The following is a 17,238-nucleotide window of genomic DNA, read 5'->3' as shown; positions in this document are numbered from 1 at the left end:
GGGAGGAGAAAAAGTTTCGTTTGCGCTCTCAGTTTTTTAATCTATTTGCTTTTTGCTGCGCTAATTTTCGAGGACATACGCTCGCGGTCACGCTCTAAAATAGGCTTTAAATAGCGCCCAGTATAGCTTTCCTTCACTTCTGCAATTTCCTCAGGTGTGCCGGTTGCTAAAATCGTGCCTCCACCTTCTCCACCTTCAGGACCTAGGTCAATAATATAGTCTGCGGTCTTGATTACATCTAAATTATGTTCAATGACAAGCACTGACTCTCCATTTTCCACTAAACGCTGCAGCACGATTAGCAGACGCGAAATATCATCCGCATGTAAACCTGTCGTTGGCTCATCCAAAATATAAAATGACTTTCCGTTTGAACGACGATGTAATTCAGAAGCCAATTTTACACGTTGTGCTTCCCCGCCGGATAATGTTGTAGCAGGCTGGCCGAGCTTCACATACCCTAGCCCTACATCAACAATCGTTTGCAATTTACGTTGAATTTTCGGTATGTTCCCGAAAAATTCTAACGCGTCCTCAACAGTCATTTCCAAAATATCAGATATATTTTTATCTTTATATTTTACTTCCAACGTTTCGCGATTGTAGCGCTTTCCGTGGCATATTTCACATGGTACATAAACATCCGGTAAGAAGTGCATCTCGATTTTAATAATGCCATCCCCGCGACAAGCTTCACAACGTCCGCCTTTTACATTGAAAGAAAATCGTCCTTTTTTATAGCCGCGGATTTTCGCTTCATTCGTCATCGCAAATACATCCCGAATATCATCAAATACACCAATATAGGTTGCCGGGTTTGAACGTGGTGTACGTCCAATTGGTGATTGATCCACATCAATGACCTTCTCCAGCTGCTCCAACCCTTCGATTGATTTGTGTTTGCCGGGCTTTACTTTTGCACGATTTAATTTTGAAGCGAGTGCTTTATATAATATTTCGTTCACTAATGTTGATTTGCCTGAGCCGGAAACACCGGTAACTGCAATAAACTGACCTAATGGAATATCGATATTGACGTTTTTCAAGTTATTTTCCGAAGCGCCTTTAATCGTAATTTTTCGGTCATCCGCTTTACGACGTTCAAGCGGCAATGGAATAAATTTCTTACCACTTAAATACTGTCCGGTAATTGATTCTTTATTTTTCATCACTTGCTTCGGCGTCCCTTGCGCAATAATTTGTCCACCATGTACACCAGCACCTGGTCCGATATCGATTAGATGATCCGCTGCCATCATCGTATCTTCATCATGTTCGACGATAATTAATGTATTGCCCAAATCACGCATATTTTCCAGTGTATGAATCAATCTGTCATTATCCCTTTGGTGCAGCCCAATGGATGGCTCGTCTAAAATGTAGAGGACTCCTGACAAGCGCGAACCAATCTGGGTTGCCAACCGAATACGCTGTGCTTCTCCGCCTGATAATGTTCCTGCCGAACGAGCAAGCGTTAAATAGTTTAATCCAACATCTAGTAAGAACTTTAATCGCTCAATTACTTCACGAATAATTAATTTCGCAATTTGACGTTCTTTTTCTGTTAACTCCACTGAACTAAAGAAATCATACATTTCCTGAATCGAGTGACGCGTTGCTTCAGAAATATTTTGATCTTTAATTTTCACTGCCAGCGTTTCTTTTTTCAGACGATGCCCCTTACATGTAGCACACGGCTGCTCCGTCATATATTTTTGCATCGATTCGCGCACATAGTCTGAAGAGGACTCTGTAAAACGGCGCTCGATATTGCTGATTACCCCTTCAAACTCCATATTTTTCTTATGCATTCTGCCATAATCATTTGTATATTCAAAAAGGATTTTCTCTTTGCCTGAACCGTATAAAATTTTATCCATTTTTTCCTTTGGAATATCCTTTACCGGTACATCCATTGGAATATCAAAATGCTTGCATACAGATGCTAAAAGCTGCGGATAATAATTGGAAGAAACGGATTCCCATGGGGCAATCGCATTTTCATTCAATGTTAAATCCCAATTATAAATAACTAAATCTAGATCAGCCTTAGCTCTGCTGCCAAGCCCATCACATGTTGGACATGCACCGAATGGGCTGTTGAACGAGAACATGCGCGGCTCAAGTTCACCAATTGAAAAGCCGCACAAAGGACATGCATGATGCTCACTGAATAACAGCTCCTCATGTTCCATAACATCAACGAGTACTCGTCCGTCTGCTATTTTCAGAGCGGCTTCAAGGGAATCGCTTAATCGTGATTCTACCCCCTCTTTTAAAACAATACGGTCGACTACTACTTCAATTGTGTGCTTTTTATTTTTATCGAGCTCAATATTGTCATCTAAATCACGAAGTTCCCCATTTAATCGGATGCGGACATAGCCTTGCTTTTTCAGGTCTTCCAGTAGCTTTACATGCGTACCTTTTTTCCCTTCAATAACAGGGGCAAGTAACTGCATTTTAGTACGCTCTGGATATTCCAGTAAACGGTCCACCATTTGCTCGATTGTCTGGGATGTAATTTCTATACCATGTGTCGGGCAATACGGTTTGCCGATCCGTGCAAAAAGTAATCGTAAATAATCATAAATTTCCGTAACCGTCCCAACAGTAGAGCGCGGGTTACGGCTCGTTGTTTTCTGATCAATGGAAATGGCCGGGGAAAGCCCTTCAATCGTATCGACATCTGGCTTGTCCATTTGCCCTAAAAATTGTCGTGCATAGGCAGACAATGATTCCACATAACGACGTTGCCCTTCAGCATAAATCGTATCGAATGCTAAAGAGGATTTCCCGGAGCCTGAAAGACCTGTCACTACGACAATTTTATCGCGGGGAATTGTGACATCAATATTTTTTAAATTATGCGCTCGTGCACCTTGTACGACAATTTCTGTATTTTTCACATTGTTCACCCTTCTGCCTTTAATTCAAATATCATGTCACGTAATTCTGCCGCACGTTCAAAGTCCAACCCTTTTGCGGCTTCTTTCATTTCAACTTGCAAAGTTGCAACAAGCTTCTCTAGCTCTTTTTTTGTAAGCTTTTTGCCGCCTGTTACTTTTGTAATGTATGTTTCTTCCTGTTCCGCAGCTTGAGTTGCACGAATAATATCAGGAATCTTTTTAATAATAGTCTTTGGTGTAATACCGTGTTCTTCGTTGTAAGCCTTTTGTATTTCACGACGACGCTTCGTTTCACTGATGGCCTTTGTCATCGAATCCGTCATATTGTTGGCATATAGAATAACATGACCATTCGAGTTACGTGCAGCACGTCCAATTGTTTGAATTAATGAACGCTCTGAACGAAGGAAGCCTTCTTTGTCTGCATCGAGAATTGCGACAAGGGATACTTCTGGAATATCAAGACCTTCCCGCAATAAGTTAATGCCGATCAGCACATCATATGTCCCTTTACGAAGCTCACGGATAATTTCGATCCGTTCTAATGTCTTGATTTCCGAGTGCAAGTATTCAACTTTTAAGCCCATTTCCTTTAAATAACTCGATAAATCCTCAGACATTTTCTTTGTTAATGTTGTAATTAATGTTCGTTCATTACGACGGATACGTTCATGAATTTCATCGATTAAATCATCAATCTGCCCTTCAATTGGACGTACATCGATTGTTGGATCGAGCAGCCCTGTCGGACGAATAATTTGCTCCACCATTTCAGGTGTATGTTCCAATTCGTATGGACCAGGTGTTGCAGATACATAAATCGCCTGACTAACTTTTGACTGGAACTCATCGAACATTAAAGGACGGTTATCAAGTGCAGACGGCAAACGGAAGCCGTGCTCAACTAATACGCCTTTGCGAGCCTGGTCTCCATTATACATACCACGTACTTGCGGCAAAGTAACATGACTTTCATCCACAACAAGCAAAAAGTCCTTAGGGAAATAATCTAGTAATGTATATGGCGTAGCCCCTGCTTCACGCAATGTTAAATGGCGCGAATAGTTTTCAATGCCTGAGCAGAAGCCCATTTCCTTCATCATTTCCAAATCATAATTTGTTCGCTGCTCTAAACGCTGCGCCTCAAGTAAACGGTCTTCCGAGCGCAATATTGCAAGACGCTCCTCCAGTTCCTTTTCAATATTCTCAATGGCGACCTTCATCTTTTCTTCACGGGTAACGAAGTGGGATGCAGGGAAAATGGCAACATGCTGACGATCTCCTAAAATTTCACCTGTTAATGCATCGACTTCCCGAATCCGGTCAACCTCATCACCGAAAAACTCAACACGAATACAATGCTCGTCTCTAGATGCCGGGAATATTTCTACAACATCCCCACGCACTCGAAATGTACCACGTGTAAAGTTAATATCATTTCGTTCATATTGAATGTCGACCAGCTTGCGTAATAGCTGATTACGCTCGAGTTCCATCCCTGTACGAATGGATACAACCATTTCACGATATTCTTCAGGATTACCGAGACCATATATACAGGATACAGAAGCAATTATAATAACATCATCCCGTTCAAACAAAGCTGTTGTGGCCGAGTGACGTAGCTTATCGATTTCTTCATTAATACTTGAATCCTTTTCAATATACGTATCGGTTTGCGGTACATAAGCTTCTGGTTGGAAATAGTCATAATAACTTACGAAATATTCAACTGCATTGTCCGGAAAAAACTCCTTGAACTCACTATATAATTGACCTGCAAGTGTTTTATTGTGTGCCATCACAAGTGTTGGCTTATTCACTTCTTTAATTACATTCGAAATTGTAAAGGTTTTACCTGTACCGGTTGCCCCCAGCAATGTCTGATGACGTTTTCCTTCTTTAATGCCTTGTACAAGCTGTTTAATCGCTTCCGGCTGGTCACCGGCAGGCTTGTAGGCGGACTGTATTTTATAAGTTTCTGTCATTTTCAGCTTGTCCTTTCTTTCGCTTTTCTTATTCTCTATTTTAACATACCCGTTTTTAATTTACGATAAAATTGCGAACATATATTCTTATTTTATATTTGAACTTTGAATGGATAATTTATTGCTTGGAGCGTGAAGTTTATTAGAACTTTTTCTATGGATATTAGAAAAAGTTGGTGACTTATTCGAACTTTACAAAGGGTTATTCGAAAATAGTAACCACTTATTAGAAAAATTATCCTTTTTATTAGAAAATAACCAATTCATTAGAACTTTTATAATTTTATTAGAAAGTTTTTGTAAGATATTAGAAAATCGAACTTCATTTATAATTTCAAACAAAAAAGCCACCTATCATAAGGTGACTTCTTTGTTAAGAAACAGTAATTGCCAATAAATCGTTCAATTCTGTTGTGTAGCATTCAAATGCCTTTTCGTTCTTTTGATCTAGCGATGTATCGATAAGTAATTTTAGTTGTTCGATACGTTGCATACGCTGTAATCGACTAATAAATAAATCTAAATAAATTTCATTCAATAACTTCTCCGCTTGATTTTCAGTGGACTGCTGACCTACCGCTTTTAAAAAGTCTGTATAAGAATAATATTTATCCATCGATATCACCTCGACCTCTTTTTTCCATTATAAAGTAAAACACATTTAATTTGCAATATATTCTGAAAAATTATCATATGACCAAATTTTCAGAATATGGTATTGATTTTTTCCATTTATTGTATTATTTTAACTGTATAGTGGAAATTTAAGCGGGTAGGGAATGTTAAAGAAAGGGGATCTAATATGACTAGTAATATACCACAAAATTCAAATTATATTATTTCTAACTCAACTTTTTGTTTAAGTTCCTATCAATATCGGGATAAAATCCATACGATAATATTGGACAAATACGGAAAAGTAACCGCACCTTATAAGCCTCTAAAGCTCGTTCGCAACACATGCAGGTTGCACGGCAGTTCCTATGAAGCGAGCAAATATCAGGCCAGGAAGTTTTTCGGGGAGAATAAACACAAACTGCCGGTTATGGTGGCATACGATTTTGGGGAGCCTTGTGTATTGTTTCCGCTCTTTTCGCCACATTCCCCTCATAATATTTGGATAGCATTAAACTCTGTCATTAATATTAGTGATAAGCGTGATAAAACACGCGTAACTTTTATCGACGGCACAGAGGTTGATTTCGCTATCCATATGAAATCGTTTAACCAACAATACGTACGTGCTGCCATGTTCTATAAACACCTTATTCTAAATCGCCATGCTACGCTGTAACCATCAGCTTTTTGCAAAATAGTCCGCAAGAAGCATCTCGCTATGATTACGAAGGCGAATATTCGAATATCTCCTACACTCCATGACTCCATTAAAATAAAAATGATACTCGGTAAACATATCATCCGTTTCGCCTCTTACTAGACGCATCTGATGAAGTTTAAAATAGTCCTTCGTTTCTTTTAAGTCATGTTTTACCTTGGTACTTACAGCATTAATTAAATGTAAATATGGATTTTTAAATTTAAACGGGCTTTGTTCTACAATTGAATAATCCTTCTCAAGAATTATTAATAACAACGGCAAATAAATTCCTGCTTCATAGTACGGAATCGTTTTAGAAGGAATTTGCACCATAAGAAAACCTCCATTATAAGAACATTTGTTCGTATTTATTTTCACATATTTTTTTATTTTTGACAAGTAGAAAATAATTACCTAGCTTAAATTTTCATTATAATGAAAAGGCTGCGCTAAAAGTCATTTTGACTTTTAACACAGCCTTTCTACGTAATATAATATGGCTCCTACTGTTTGTCAGAGAGGGACATATTAATATGAGATTTTCGAACGTAAATATGCAGTAATGAATAAATCCAAATCCCCATCCATTACAGCACTGACATTTCCTGTTTCTGCACTTGTACGATGGTCTTTTACCATTGAATATGGATGGAAAACGTAAGAACGGATTTGTGAACCCCAACCGATTTCTTTTTGCTCACCACGAATTTCATCCAGCTGTGCCTGCTGCTTTTCAATTTCTAATTGATACAGCTTCGACTTTAACATTTTCATTGCCGCTTCACGGTTTTTAATTTGCGAACGTTCCGCTTGGCATTGTACGACTGTACCAGTTGGTGTATGCGTAATACGAACAGCTGAGTCCGTTGTATTAATATGTTGACCACCGGCACCTGTTGCACGGTACGTATCGATTTTTAAGTCCTCTGTACGCACTTCGATTTCGATTTCATCATTGAATTCCGGCATGATATCACACGATACGAACGATGTATGACGTCGACCCGATGAGTCAAACGGAGAAATACGCACTAAACGATGTACCCCTTTTTCCGCCTTTAAATAACCGTAAGCATTATGCCCAGTAATTTGTAAAGTAACTGATTTAATACCTGCTTCATCACCTGGCAAATAGTCAATTGTCGTCACTTTAAAGCCTCGTTTCTCTGCCCAACGTGTATACATACGTAATAGCATTGATCCCCAATCTTGTGATTCCGTACCACCCGCTCCTGGGTGCAGCTCTAAAATGGCATTATTTTTATCGTATGGTTCTGATAAGAGCATTTGCAGTTCAAAGTCTGCCATTTTTGATTGGAATTCGACTAGTTCTGTGCCTAACTCTTCCTGTAATTCTGCATCTGGTTCTTCGCGTAAAAGCTCCAGTGTCATTTCCAGGTTTTCTTGTATATCCACTAAGTCTTTGAATTCATTGACAACTGCTTTGATGCCGTTGCTTTCGTTAATGATTGCCTGTGCGCCGTTTTGGTCGTTCCAAAAGTTTGGCTCAAGCATCATTTCGTCTAATTCCTGAATACGTGCCTCTTTGTTTTCTAAGTCAAAGAGACCCCCTGAAGTCCGCTAGTTTTGTAGCTGTATTTTCGAGTGCATTGCGCACATCTGCTAATTCCATCATATATTTTCCTCCGTAGTAAAGCTTTAAAGTTTAGTCCTTTGTAGCCGTTGGCCTCCGTTCCAGGGTGGACGCTTTCCGGGGGCGTGGCCTGAGCCTGTAGTCTCAGGCGTCACGCTATTCCCCCAGGAGTCGCCACCCTTCCACTCCGGCCAACTAGTGTGAACATACAAGAACTTAATTTTTATTGCCTATATAATAATTTTAAACTTTATAAAAACAAACCGGGTCATTGAGCATAGTTTCAATGACCTCGGTTTTGTTGCTTTTTATTGTCCTACGCCGTGGCAGGATTTGTATTTTTTGCCGCTTCCGCATGGGCATGGGTCGTTGCGTCCGATATTTTCGGCTTTACGTGCCGGCATTTTTTTCGGTTTGGCAGCGCCCTCTTCTTTCGGGTTTACCGCTTGGCCTTTTGCTACTTCTTCACGTTGCAGGTTACTGCGGATTTCTGCTTTTAATGCATACTTCGCCACATCTTCACGTACCGCTGCGACCATATCCTCGAACATTGCGAAACCTTCTTGTTGGTATTCACGCAATGGATCGTTTTGTCCGTATGCACGTAGGTGAATCCCTTGACGTAATTGGTCCATCGCATCAATATGGTCAATCCATTTCGTATCGATTGAACGAAGTAAAATAACCTTTTCGAATTCGCGCATACGCTCTGGCGTCATTGCTTCTTCTTTTTCGTTATAGCGTTCCGTCACTTTTTCCGAGATGAATGCAATCATTTCCTCAGGAGATTTGTTTTCAAGCTGCTCTTTCGTAATATCGCCCTCATCTAGAAGATTTGCAGCAATATAGTCTACTAATGCATCAATTGTCCAAGCATCTTTTTCACCCTGTGTATGAAGGGCTACAGCATTTTCAATCGCCTGCGAAATCATTGATTCCACTAAAGCACGCATATTTTCCGAATCAAGTACTTCTTCACGCTCTTTGTAAATTACTTCACGTTGCTGGCGTAGTACATCATCATATTGTAATAGACGTTTACGCGCATCGAAGTTATTTCCTTCAACACGTTTTTGAGCTGATTCTACCGCTTTCGAAACCATCCCCGACTGAATCGGCTGTGTATCGTCCATACCAAGTCTTGTCATCATCGATTTCATTTTATCTGAACCGAAGCGACGCATTAACTCATCTTCCAAAGAAAGATAGAATTGTGTTACCCCTGGATTCCCTTGACGCCCAGAACGACCACGTAGCTGATTATCAATACGGCGTGATTCATGACGCTCTGTACCAATTACCGCCAAACCGCCTACTTCCAATACACCTTCACCCGGTTTAATATCCGTACCACGACCAGCCATGTTCGTAGCAATCGTTACAGCACCTTTTTGACCGGCATTTAAAATAATTTCCGCTTCACGCTCATGGTTTTTCGCGTTTAATACATTATGCGGAATTTTAAATTTCGTTAAATATTTGGAAATAATTTCTGACGTTTCAATCGCTACTGTACCAACCAATACCGGCTGACCTGCACGATGACGCTCTGCAATATCTTCTGCAACCGCTCTGAACTTACCTTCCATCGTTGCAAAAATTAGGTCAGGACGGTCATCACGGGCAATTGGTTTATTCGTTGGAATAGCCACAACATTCATATTATAAATATTACGGAATTCCTCTTCCTCTGTTTTCGCTGTACCTGTCATACCCGACAGTTTCTCGTACATACGGAAATAGTTTTGGAACGTAACCGTCGCCATTGTCATCGATTCATTTTGAATATCCAAGCCTTCTTTAGCTTCAATCGCCTGGTGAAGACCATCTGAATAGCGACGACCTTTCATTAAACGACCTGTAAAGCCATCCACGATTACGACTTCGCCTTCTTGAACAACATAATCGACATCTTTATGCATCGATGCATGTGCTTTTAAGCTTTGGTTAATTGCATGGTTTAAGCGCACATGAGCTAAATCGAATAAGTTGTCAATGCCAAATGCACGTTCAGCCTTTTCAATCCCTTGCTCTGTCAGCGTTACACCTTTTGTCGATTCTTCATAGTTGTAATCTTCTTCTTGCTTTAGCATACGGACAAAGGCATTTGATTGCACATATAGCTGTGCCGATTTTCCTGCCTGCCCCGAAATGATTAACGGTGTTCGGGCTTCATCGATTAAAATCGAGTCAACCTCATCGATTACCGCATAGTAGAGTGGTCGCTGTACACGGTCTTCTTTATAAAGGACCATATTGTCGCGCAAATAGTCAAAGCCGAGCTCATTGTTCGTCGAATATGTAATATCGGCTGCATATGCTTCACGCTTTTGCTCTTTTGATAGGCTATTTAAGTTTAAGCCTACTGTTAAGCCTAACCAGTTATACAGCTCGCCCATTTCCGTCGCATCACGGCTTGCTAAATATTCATTGACTGTAACAACATGTACACCTTTACCAGTAAGTGCATTTAAATAAACGGACATTGTCGAAGTTAACGTTTTACCTTCACCCGTTTTCATCTCGGCAATATTTCCTTCATTTAATGCAGCCGCCCCCATGATTTGCACACGGAACGGATACATACCAAGTACACGACGTGATGCTTCACGAATTGTCGCAAACGCCTCAGGTAATAAATCTTCTACTGTCTCGCCATTTTGGTAACGGTTTTTAAACTCTTCAGTCTTCGCTTTTAATGCATCATCAGAAAGGCTTTCATACTGCCCTGCCAATGCTTCTACTTTATCTGCAGTCTTTTCTAAACGCTTTACTTCTTTTTTATTGAAATCAAATAATTTATTTAATATGTTTGCCATCGAATTGGTCACTTCCCAATAATAGTCTCAAATTATATTTTAGCATTATATATAGGGGTGGTGCAAATACACTGTTGGAAATATGAGTATAGAATAGATCATTTAGGAAGCTCTTAAAACATAGTATCGCTTAATATCCGTTCATATTAAACATTCACAGCTCTATATAAAAACGGACTACCCATTACAGGCAATCCGTTTGTGCAAGTTCATTTAGTTCGTTTCAATTAAGCCGTACTTTCCGTCATTACGCTTATAGACGATATTTTTACTGTCTGTTTCAGCATCTGTGAAAATAAAGAAATCATGGCCAAGCATGTTCATCTGCAAAATCGCTTCTTCCTGATCCATCGGTTTCAGATCAAATTGCTTTGTACGAACAATTGTATATTCTTCATCGGAAGACTCCGAGTTCGCTTCCATTTGCGATGTCACATTTGCGAAGTATAGTCCCGTACCTTCCCGATCGCGGAATTTGCGGTTTACTTTCGTTTTATGTTTACGAATTTGGCGCTCCAGCTTGTCGACGATTAAATCAACAGCGGCATACATATCATTATGGCGTTCCTCTGCTCGAAGCGTTAAATTCTTCATTGGAATAGTTACTTCTACTTTTGTTTGTTTATCATTATAAACTTTTAGATTGACGTTAGCATTTGCATTTAAATCTTCATTAAAATAACGTTCTACCTTTTCAATTTTTGTCTCCACATAATCTCGAATCGCTGGAGTTACCTCGATATTTTCACCACGAATGTTAAAGTTTAGCATGTGAACTCCTCCTTCATTACGGCTATACTTACTAATTCTACATACTTTAAAAAACTCCTGTTGCTTCTGAAAACTTTTTTCATTTTTCGACATGTAGTTTTAAATATCGATAAGAATAGACAAGCTGTTGGGACATTTTAAATATTTGTCAGGAAATGATTACTTGCGGCTAACCTCTTTTTTACGGCGAATTTTCAACTCACTGACGATCAATTCTTCAATACCTGGCTGATTCTCAAAAATGAGACCATACTGATATTTTCCACCGTATTTCTTTTTCCATACAATTTCCCCAATTGCCTTTATCAATACTTCGTCTAAAATAAATTCAAGTTCCAGTTGCACCAGATAATTAGTATTTTCACCAATTTCATGAGAAGAAAACATTTTCATGCCATGCGGACTCACATCTATAATTTCGCATGCGTGCTTCGTTTGTTGTTTGCCGTCGATTAATACAGTATATTTCGCTGCAATCGGTGCACCAAAAGTAAAGCGAAACCCTTCCGTTCTTTTAAATCCCATTTCCCTTCCTCCTTGCCTTCGTTCCTACCTCTTCCATACCCACATTATCATGCATACTACCAAGAACTGTCTATGTGCTTAATTGCTATTTTATAAAAAAGTTTTTTCTTTAAAATCATTACGAAATAACTACAAATCCAAAATAAATTATATTTTTCTCTTCACAAAAAAACACTCACCAAATGATGAGTGAAAAGGGCGGATAACTATAAATATTTTTTCGTGAATTGAAAATTTGCCTGTACCTGCTTATCATTCACGTTACCAATGCTCCCCCATTTACGTGTCAGTAAATGTCCAGTCGGCGGCTTACGATAAAATTGCTTGCTTTCCTTTATTAACGTAGAAGGAGATTTCCCCACGACTGCCATATGCTCTCGTTCAAAAACAACTGTATACAATCTCCCGTTTTCTGCAATGATCGGTACCATGCCCACTGTATTATGATTCACTAGATAAAAATTCAAAATCCGCATATAGTCCTCCTTTACATACAAATTCTATATTAATATGATTTAGTCGACTAAGTAGCTTTCACTAACTTCTGCGCATTTCAAGACTAGTTTCTTTTCTGGTTTCAAGTAACGAGGCTGACTAATAAAATGATTAAAAAAAGTATGTGCAAAATAGCTGCTTGCTTTGTTCCATCGTTGAATAAATCTACTTCTTGTTACTTTAACTTCGATTTCACGCCCATCACGAAGTATTACTAGTGTTTTCTCAGGCGAAGAGGACAATTCCTCAGCAGTTAGAACATGATGTAAAGCGAAATAGCAACACGATTCATTGCGATTGGATTCAGTTGAAAACCATACATGAGGAAATAGTGATCTTGGGATAAAAACAGGAGGTACAGAAGCTTGGCCAAGTATAGCTTTAGCTGCTTCTTTTGCACCTTTTAAACTTGAACCGTTTTCTTTCAATTCTGTATCAATTAATTGTCTAGGTGTTAAATCAACTCGTTCATATCCATTTGAAGTAACAATAATAGTATAAGGGTTGTTAAAATGATCAAATTTAGGTACTAAAGCACATGCATTTAATAGATAATTTTTATACATTTTTTCATACTCCTTCTAAATTATAGTTATCAATTGAAAAGAAAAGGAGTATACTAACATTAAGCTGGTATACTCCAGCAAGCAGAGCCTCAAGTGACATCTTTGCAGGATCTTCACTTGGGGTTTTTAACTTCCACTATTCACATGAATCACCACCTCCTTTACTGAAAAGTAAAAAACCACTCTACTAAGTAATTCACAGTAGTATAAAAGCATTAAATTTTTGAACATTTTACATGGGATTTTTTAGTGCTGGAGAAGTTCAATATTATTTAGAATTTCTATGAACGCTATCTTATAAATATTGAAATTTTGTATTTAAGTGACTATCGTGGAGTTGTATCGGAAAAGTTATCTTAGTAAGTTAGCATCCAATTGATTCAGTAAATATTAACTACCTAATTATTTACATTATAGACATAATTATCCATTGTTTTCAATATTAATTTGAATATTATGGAGTTTAAAGTTACAGAAATTGACATAAAAAGAGCGCCTCCTAGGAGTACGCTCTACTTAAAGTATTATATGTTAATAATTATACTTGTCCTGCACTGCCATATTGCTGCTGGCGTGTGATTTTGATTACTTCTTTCCAAGTATCGCGGAATTCTGTTACCAATCCTTCAACTTCTTCGATAAGCGCGATATCATTGTTAATATTCGCTTCGATTAAACGACGGTTCATATAGTCGTATAATGGTAACATTTGCTTCGAAACTTCTAAATCCGGCTTTAATGTAGACATCAGCTCGGCGATAATGGCCTGAGTTTTTTGGATATTCGTATTCTTCTCTTCAATATTCTTTTCTTCTATAGCTTTTTTTGCCCTTGTTAAAAACTTTAGGCATCCGTTATATAACATTAATGTAAGCTCAGCCGGTGAAGCCGTTGTCACACTGTTTTGTTTGTATGCATTAAATGCAGCTGCAGTTTGTGCTGTCATGGTGTACACCCCTCTATTTAATCAACTTCATTTCCCTGAACGTTGTTATTTCTTTCGATCGTAGTACCTTCCATCCATTACTTGAACAGACGAATACGGATTAGTATATTGCACTTCGCTTTTCTTTGTTGTTTGTACATTTTTTAAATCCTGCTTTACCTCAGCCATAATCGATTTCATACGCTCTTGAATCCCTTGGTCTAGCTCCTTTAACAATACATGCTGCGGATTTTTTTCACTAAGTTTAATACCAGCCTGTTGAACAGATGCAATAAGTTGGCCACGCTCATCAAACAACTCGTCTGCCGTCTTTAAAAATGCATCGCGTTCTTCCCCATGTATTTCTTCCCCAAGATGCCGGTACAGCTTAGCTGAAACTTGGAGTAATTGCTGCTCCAACTCCATCATTTAATCGCCTCCACCATATTAATAATACTGGCTCATCAACGAAGCAGACTGACTGTTTGCCTTATTAATCATCGCTTCCATCGCACCGAACTGCTTCCAGTAACGATCCTCAATGGATGTTAATTTATTTTTCCAAGCATCTAAACTTTGGTTTACATTACGCAAATATTTCCCTAACGTATATTGTGTTTCGGTCATCGAACCACGACCTGCACGCTCATCGATTTTCTTCTCGATCGCGTCCATCTCATCACGAATTTTACGCATGAAGCCGCGTGTATCACCTTGCACCGTTGTGCCGTCTGCTTTTGTTACTGTTGCAGATTTTTCCCCACTCATCGTTAGCAATTGCACGACTGCATCTGGATCTTCCTCCAATGCTTTACGCAATTTTGTTTCATCTATTTCAAGAGTCCCACCGCTCATGTAATCTTTCGAAGTCCCAATACCAATTGTGTAGAGGGCATTGTACTTTTGGTTTGTTACCGCATGGTTAGTTTGATACACAAGACCGCGTAGCGAAGAAAGGCCGCTTGTAATAATGGAATCATTTTTCAATAAACCGCTTTTTGCGCGTTCTTCCCACTGCTCGATTTCTTTTTCATCCATTTCTTTCTTCTGAAGAGCTGTTAATGGCTTAAAATCACGGTATTTCGGCTGTTTTGTTTGGTCAGTTAAATCTTTGATAAAGCCGTTGTATGTTGCTACAAATTCTTTTACTTTGTTCATGATTTCGTCGGTGTTTGTGGAGGAGGTCAGAGTAACTGCCGCTGCTTCCACCTTTGTTTCAATTGGATTTTTCTTAAGATCCTCCAGTGCTTTCTCTGCATTTCTGTAATTGGCTTCCATCGTTTCTAAAGAAGCTTTGTCCATTTTTGCGTCACTCAGCAGTTTTGTTTCATCCTCCAGTGCCACCGTGTTCGTATGCACGTCTTTTAATGCATCGAAATTCGTTGCATTCAGTGATGCTAGTGCCGGATTCTTTGTCAGGTCATCATAGTTTTTGGCCTCACCAAGGGCTGTTTTTGCTTCCACCGATAATTGATCGTACAGCTCACCGGCTATTTCACCTTCGACTTCAACATTCCGGACACTCGTCAAGGTAGCCTCTGCCATATCTACCTTAGTTTGAAGCTCACCTATTTTTGTAGTTATTTCCGCTTTCATAGCTGCAAATTGATCACCTAGCGAACCTGTTAATCCTACATTATAAATTTTATCAAGGTTGCCAAGGGCATTCTTCAGGTTTTCTTCAGCAAATTTTTCCGATTCCTCCGCAGCTGTTACAGTATTGGCATAGGCTGTCCCTTCATTAAACACGGATTTCAGCGTAATATTATAGCCATTCATCGAAAAGACATTCGTCGTCCGCTCTGTTGCAATGCCGTTCACTTGGAAAATCGCATTTTTCCCTTTTGTTTTCCCTGAATCTGTAATGCCTAGTACCGCCAATAAATCCTGGCCATTTCCATTTGCAACGATTGCAGGATTACCATTCGCTTCTCTCCCAGTATTTTTAGCTGTCAATGACAACTTACCACTTTCAAATATAGCCGAAACTCCTGCATTACTGCCATTTATTTTTGTAATGAGTTCACCGATTGTTGTATTGGTATCTATTCCAATTGACACAGGCTTGCCTAGGTTTCCTTGCATATCTATCGAAGAGAGTGTAAACGTAAACGTTGTCGGCATCGTTTTCCCGCTTGCTGTAAATAAATCACTTACCTTCGTGCTGCTCGTTGCATTCTTTTGCGTGCCAACCCACCGTTCAGCTTCCGCCAATTGCGAAACACTTTCGATCGACAGCGAACCCGATGCCGAGCCTGTTGCGACAGCCGCTACCAGATCCGAATTCGAACTTGTCGCCGTTTTTGTATTTAAGCTCTTTAAAATAAAATTATCGGCAATATACGTATCCAGTGTCGTCATCTTTTTGTTGACATCACGGTATGCATCACGCTGCCATTCATAAATTTGCTTTTGCTGCTCAAGCTTGTCCATAGGCATTCGCTCAGCCACCATTAACTTTTCTACAATACTATCTATATCCATACCTGATGCTAAACCACCTATACGCATCGACATATAATCTCCTCCAAACTACTTATCCATTTATTCACCGGTAATCTACCGGTTTTATATTTTCTTATCTACAATCATTCCTACAAGCTTTTGCATTTCATAAAAAACATCGAGCACTTTTTTCGAAGGTATTTCGCGAATCACTTCTTCTGTTTCAGAATTTATAAGCTGTGCGTAATAAGTGTCCAGTCCTTCATGAAAAACAAACTTTAGCTCACTGTTATTAATAGTGAAAAACTCATTCAGTGAATCAATCGCCTGATTCAGTTTTTCTTTCGTGCCTTTTTCTTCTACTACCGGTTGATTTTGTTGTTGGGCAATGACATCCGCCTGTACAGGACTTGCTTCTTGTCCTTCTTTAGTCTGCTGTGTCATGTTTGGCATTGAAACACTCGTTCCATCAATTCGCATTTGTACCCCTCCGTTAACATATCTTCTTATGTATTTTATCGGTTGCATTTTCAATTTTTTTATCATTGTTTGGAAGATGGAGAAATAATTTAGCAACATTGTATTAATTATAGTGAATATGCAGTCTACTTTCTAACTCCGCTATTTCAGTTTTCAAAATCAGAAACCGTTCATTTAATTGATGCATCTCACTTTCTGTCATGGAATCGACATCTGATGCAATTTGTTCGGCTATATGTTTCATTTCATATAATCTATTTTCGATTTGCTCCAGTAAGGCATCCCGCTGTTTTACCCAATTTAGCTGTGCTTCTAAAAAAACTCGCTCATCTTTTTCATTAGTCATAGGAATCTCCAATCATATTGATTTACTTACTATAACAAAGAAAGCAGTACGTAGCCT

Annotated in this window: 16 protein-coding genes; 1 reads left to right on the top strand and 15 read right to left on the bottom strand. The window is 39.0% G+C overall.

The window, feature by feature from the left end; genetic code table 11:
* Positions 1-41: 41 nt before the first annotated feature.
* The 3 genes from uvrA to MHH95_RS07735 all read right to left on the bottom strand — a co-directional run bounded on the left by uvrA (position 42) and on the right by MHH95_RS07735 (position 5,513).
* Positions 42-2,909 carry an excinuclease ABC subunit UvrA gene (gene uvrA, locus MHH95_RS07745; protein ID WP_340727049.1) on the bottom strand — a complete coding sequence of 956 codons (2,868 nt, stop codon included), beginning with the start codon at positions 2,907-2,909 and terminating at the stop codon, positions 42-44.
* Positions 2,910-2,914: 5 nt separating this feature from the next.
* A complete protein-coding gene (gene uvrB, locus MHH95_RS07740; protein WP_340727048.1) occupies positions 2,915-4,897 on the bottom strand; it encodes an excinuclease ABC subunit UvrB in 1,983 nt (660 codons plus the stop codon).
* A gap of 373 nt (positions 4,898-5,270) precedes the next feature.
* Complete coding sequence (locus MHH95_RS07735) at positions 5,271-5,513, bottom strand: IDEAL domain-containing protein (RefSeq protein ID WP_191698648.1); 243 nt, start codon at positions 5,511-5,513, stop codon at positions 5,271-5,273.
* Between the two features lie 186 nt (positions 5,514-5,699).
* Here MHH95_RS07735 and MHH95_RS07730 point away from each other — a divergent pair, with 186 nt between their 5' ends.
* Complete coding sequence (locus tag MHH95_RS07730) at positions 5,700-6,191, top strand: competence protein ComK (protein ID WP_340727047.1); 492 nt, start codon at positions 5,700-5,702, stop codon at positions 6,189-6,191.
* 3 nt (positions 6,192-6,194) lie between these two features.
* On the opposite strand, the gene MHH95_RS07725 is transcribed toward MHH95_RS07730, so the two are convergent.
* The 12 genes from MHH95_RS07725 to MHH95_RS07670 form a co-directional block, all read right to left on the bottom strand.
* On the bottom strand, positions 6,195-6,548 hold the full coding sequence (locus MHH95_RS07725; protein ID WP_340727046.1) for a hypothetical protein: 354 nt from the start codon (positions 6,546-6,548) through the stop codon (positions 6,195-6,197).
* 195 nt (positions 6,549-6,743) lie between these two features.
* Positions 6,744-7,848, bottom strand: a protein-coding gene (gene prfB / locus MHH95_RS07720) for a peptide chain release factor 2 (protein ID WP_340727318.1) whose coding sequence is annotated in 2 segments (ribosomal slippage) — positions 6,744-7,775 and positions 7,777-7,848 — 1,104 coding nt in all. Because the reading frame shifts where the segments join, the coding sequence is not laid out codon by codon here.
* A 269-nt stretch (positions 7,849-8,117) separates the two neighbouring features.
* Complete coding sequence (gene secA, locus MHH95_RS07715) at positions 8,118-10,628, bottom strand: preprotein translocase subunit SecA (RefSeq protein WP_340727045.1); 2,511 nt, start codon at positions 10,626-10,628, stop codon at positions 8,118-8,120.
* Positions 10,629-10,841: 213 nt separating this feature from the next.
* On the bottom strand, positions 10,842-11,399 hold the full coding sequence (hpf, locus tag MHH95_RS07710) for a ribosome hibernation-promoting factor, HPF/YfiA family (RefSeq protein ID WP_340727044.1): 558 nt from the start codon (positions 11,397-11,399) through the stop codon (positions 10,842-10,844).
* 159 nt (positions 11,400-11,558) lie between these two features.
* Positions 11,559-11,924 (bottom strand): PilZ domain-containing protein, encoded by a 366-nt coding sequence (locus MHH95_RS07705; RefSeq protein WP_340727043.1) that lies wholly within the window; start codon positions 11,922-11,924, stop codon positions 11,559-11,561.
* A 206-nt stretch (positions 11,925-12,130) separates the two neighbouring features.
* Entirely contained in the window at positions 12,131-12,400 is a 270-nt protein-coding gene (locus tag MHH95_RS07700; RefSeq protein WP_340727042.1) for a competence protein ComK, read from the bottom strand.
* A gap of 39 nt (positions 12,401-12,439) precedes the next feature.
* Positions 12,440-12,985, bottom strand: coding sequence for a competence protein ComK (locus MHH95_RS07695; RefSeq protein ID WP_340727041.1), 546 nt, complete (start codon positions 12,983-12,985; stop codon positions 12,440-12,442).
* Positions 12,986-13,523: 538 nt separating this feature from the next.
* Complete coding sequence (gene fliS / locus MHH95_RS07690) at positions 13,524-13,931, bottom strand: flagellar export chaperone FliS (RefSeq protein ID WP_340727040.1); 408 nt, start codon at positions 13,929-13,931, stop codon at positions 13,524-13,526.
* A gap of 45 nt (positions 13,932-13,976) precedes the next feature.
* Positions 13,977-14,339, bottom strand: a complete 363-nt coding sequence (locus MHH95_RS07685; protein WP_340727039.1) for a flagellar protein FliT — start codon at positions 14,337-14,339, stop codon at positions 13,977-13,979.
* A gap of 18 nt (positions 14,340-14,357) precedes the next feature.
* Entirely contained in the window at positions 14,358-16,427 is a 2,070-nt protein-coding gene (gene fliD, locus MHH95_RS07680) for a flagellar filament capping protein FliD (RefSeq protein WP_340727038.1), read from the bottom strand.
* A gap of 51 nt (positions 16,428-16,478) precedes the next feature.
* Positions 16,479-16,835: a flagellar protein FlaG gene (locus MHH95_RS07675; RefSeq protein ID WP_340727037.1), complete on the bottom strand. Its 357-nt coding sequence runs from the start codon at positions 16,833-16,835 to the stop codon at positions 16,479-16,481.
* Positions 16,836-16,938: 103 nt separating this feature from the next.
* Positions 16,939-17,181 (bottom strand): hypothetical protein, encoded by a 243-nt coding sequence (locus tag MHH95_RS07670; protein WP_340727036.1) that lies wholly within the window; start codon positions 17,179-17,181, stop codon positions 16,939-16,941.
* Positions 17,182-17,238 lie beyond the last annotated feature (57 nt).

The organism is Solibacillus sp. FSL K6-4121 (genome assembly GCF_038002585.1).
Lineage (GTDB): Bacteria > Bacillota > Bacilli > Bacillales_A > Planococcaceae > Solibacillus > Solibacillus faecavium.
This window is presented reverse-complemented; position numbering and strand designations above follow the sequence as displayed.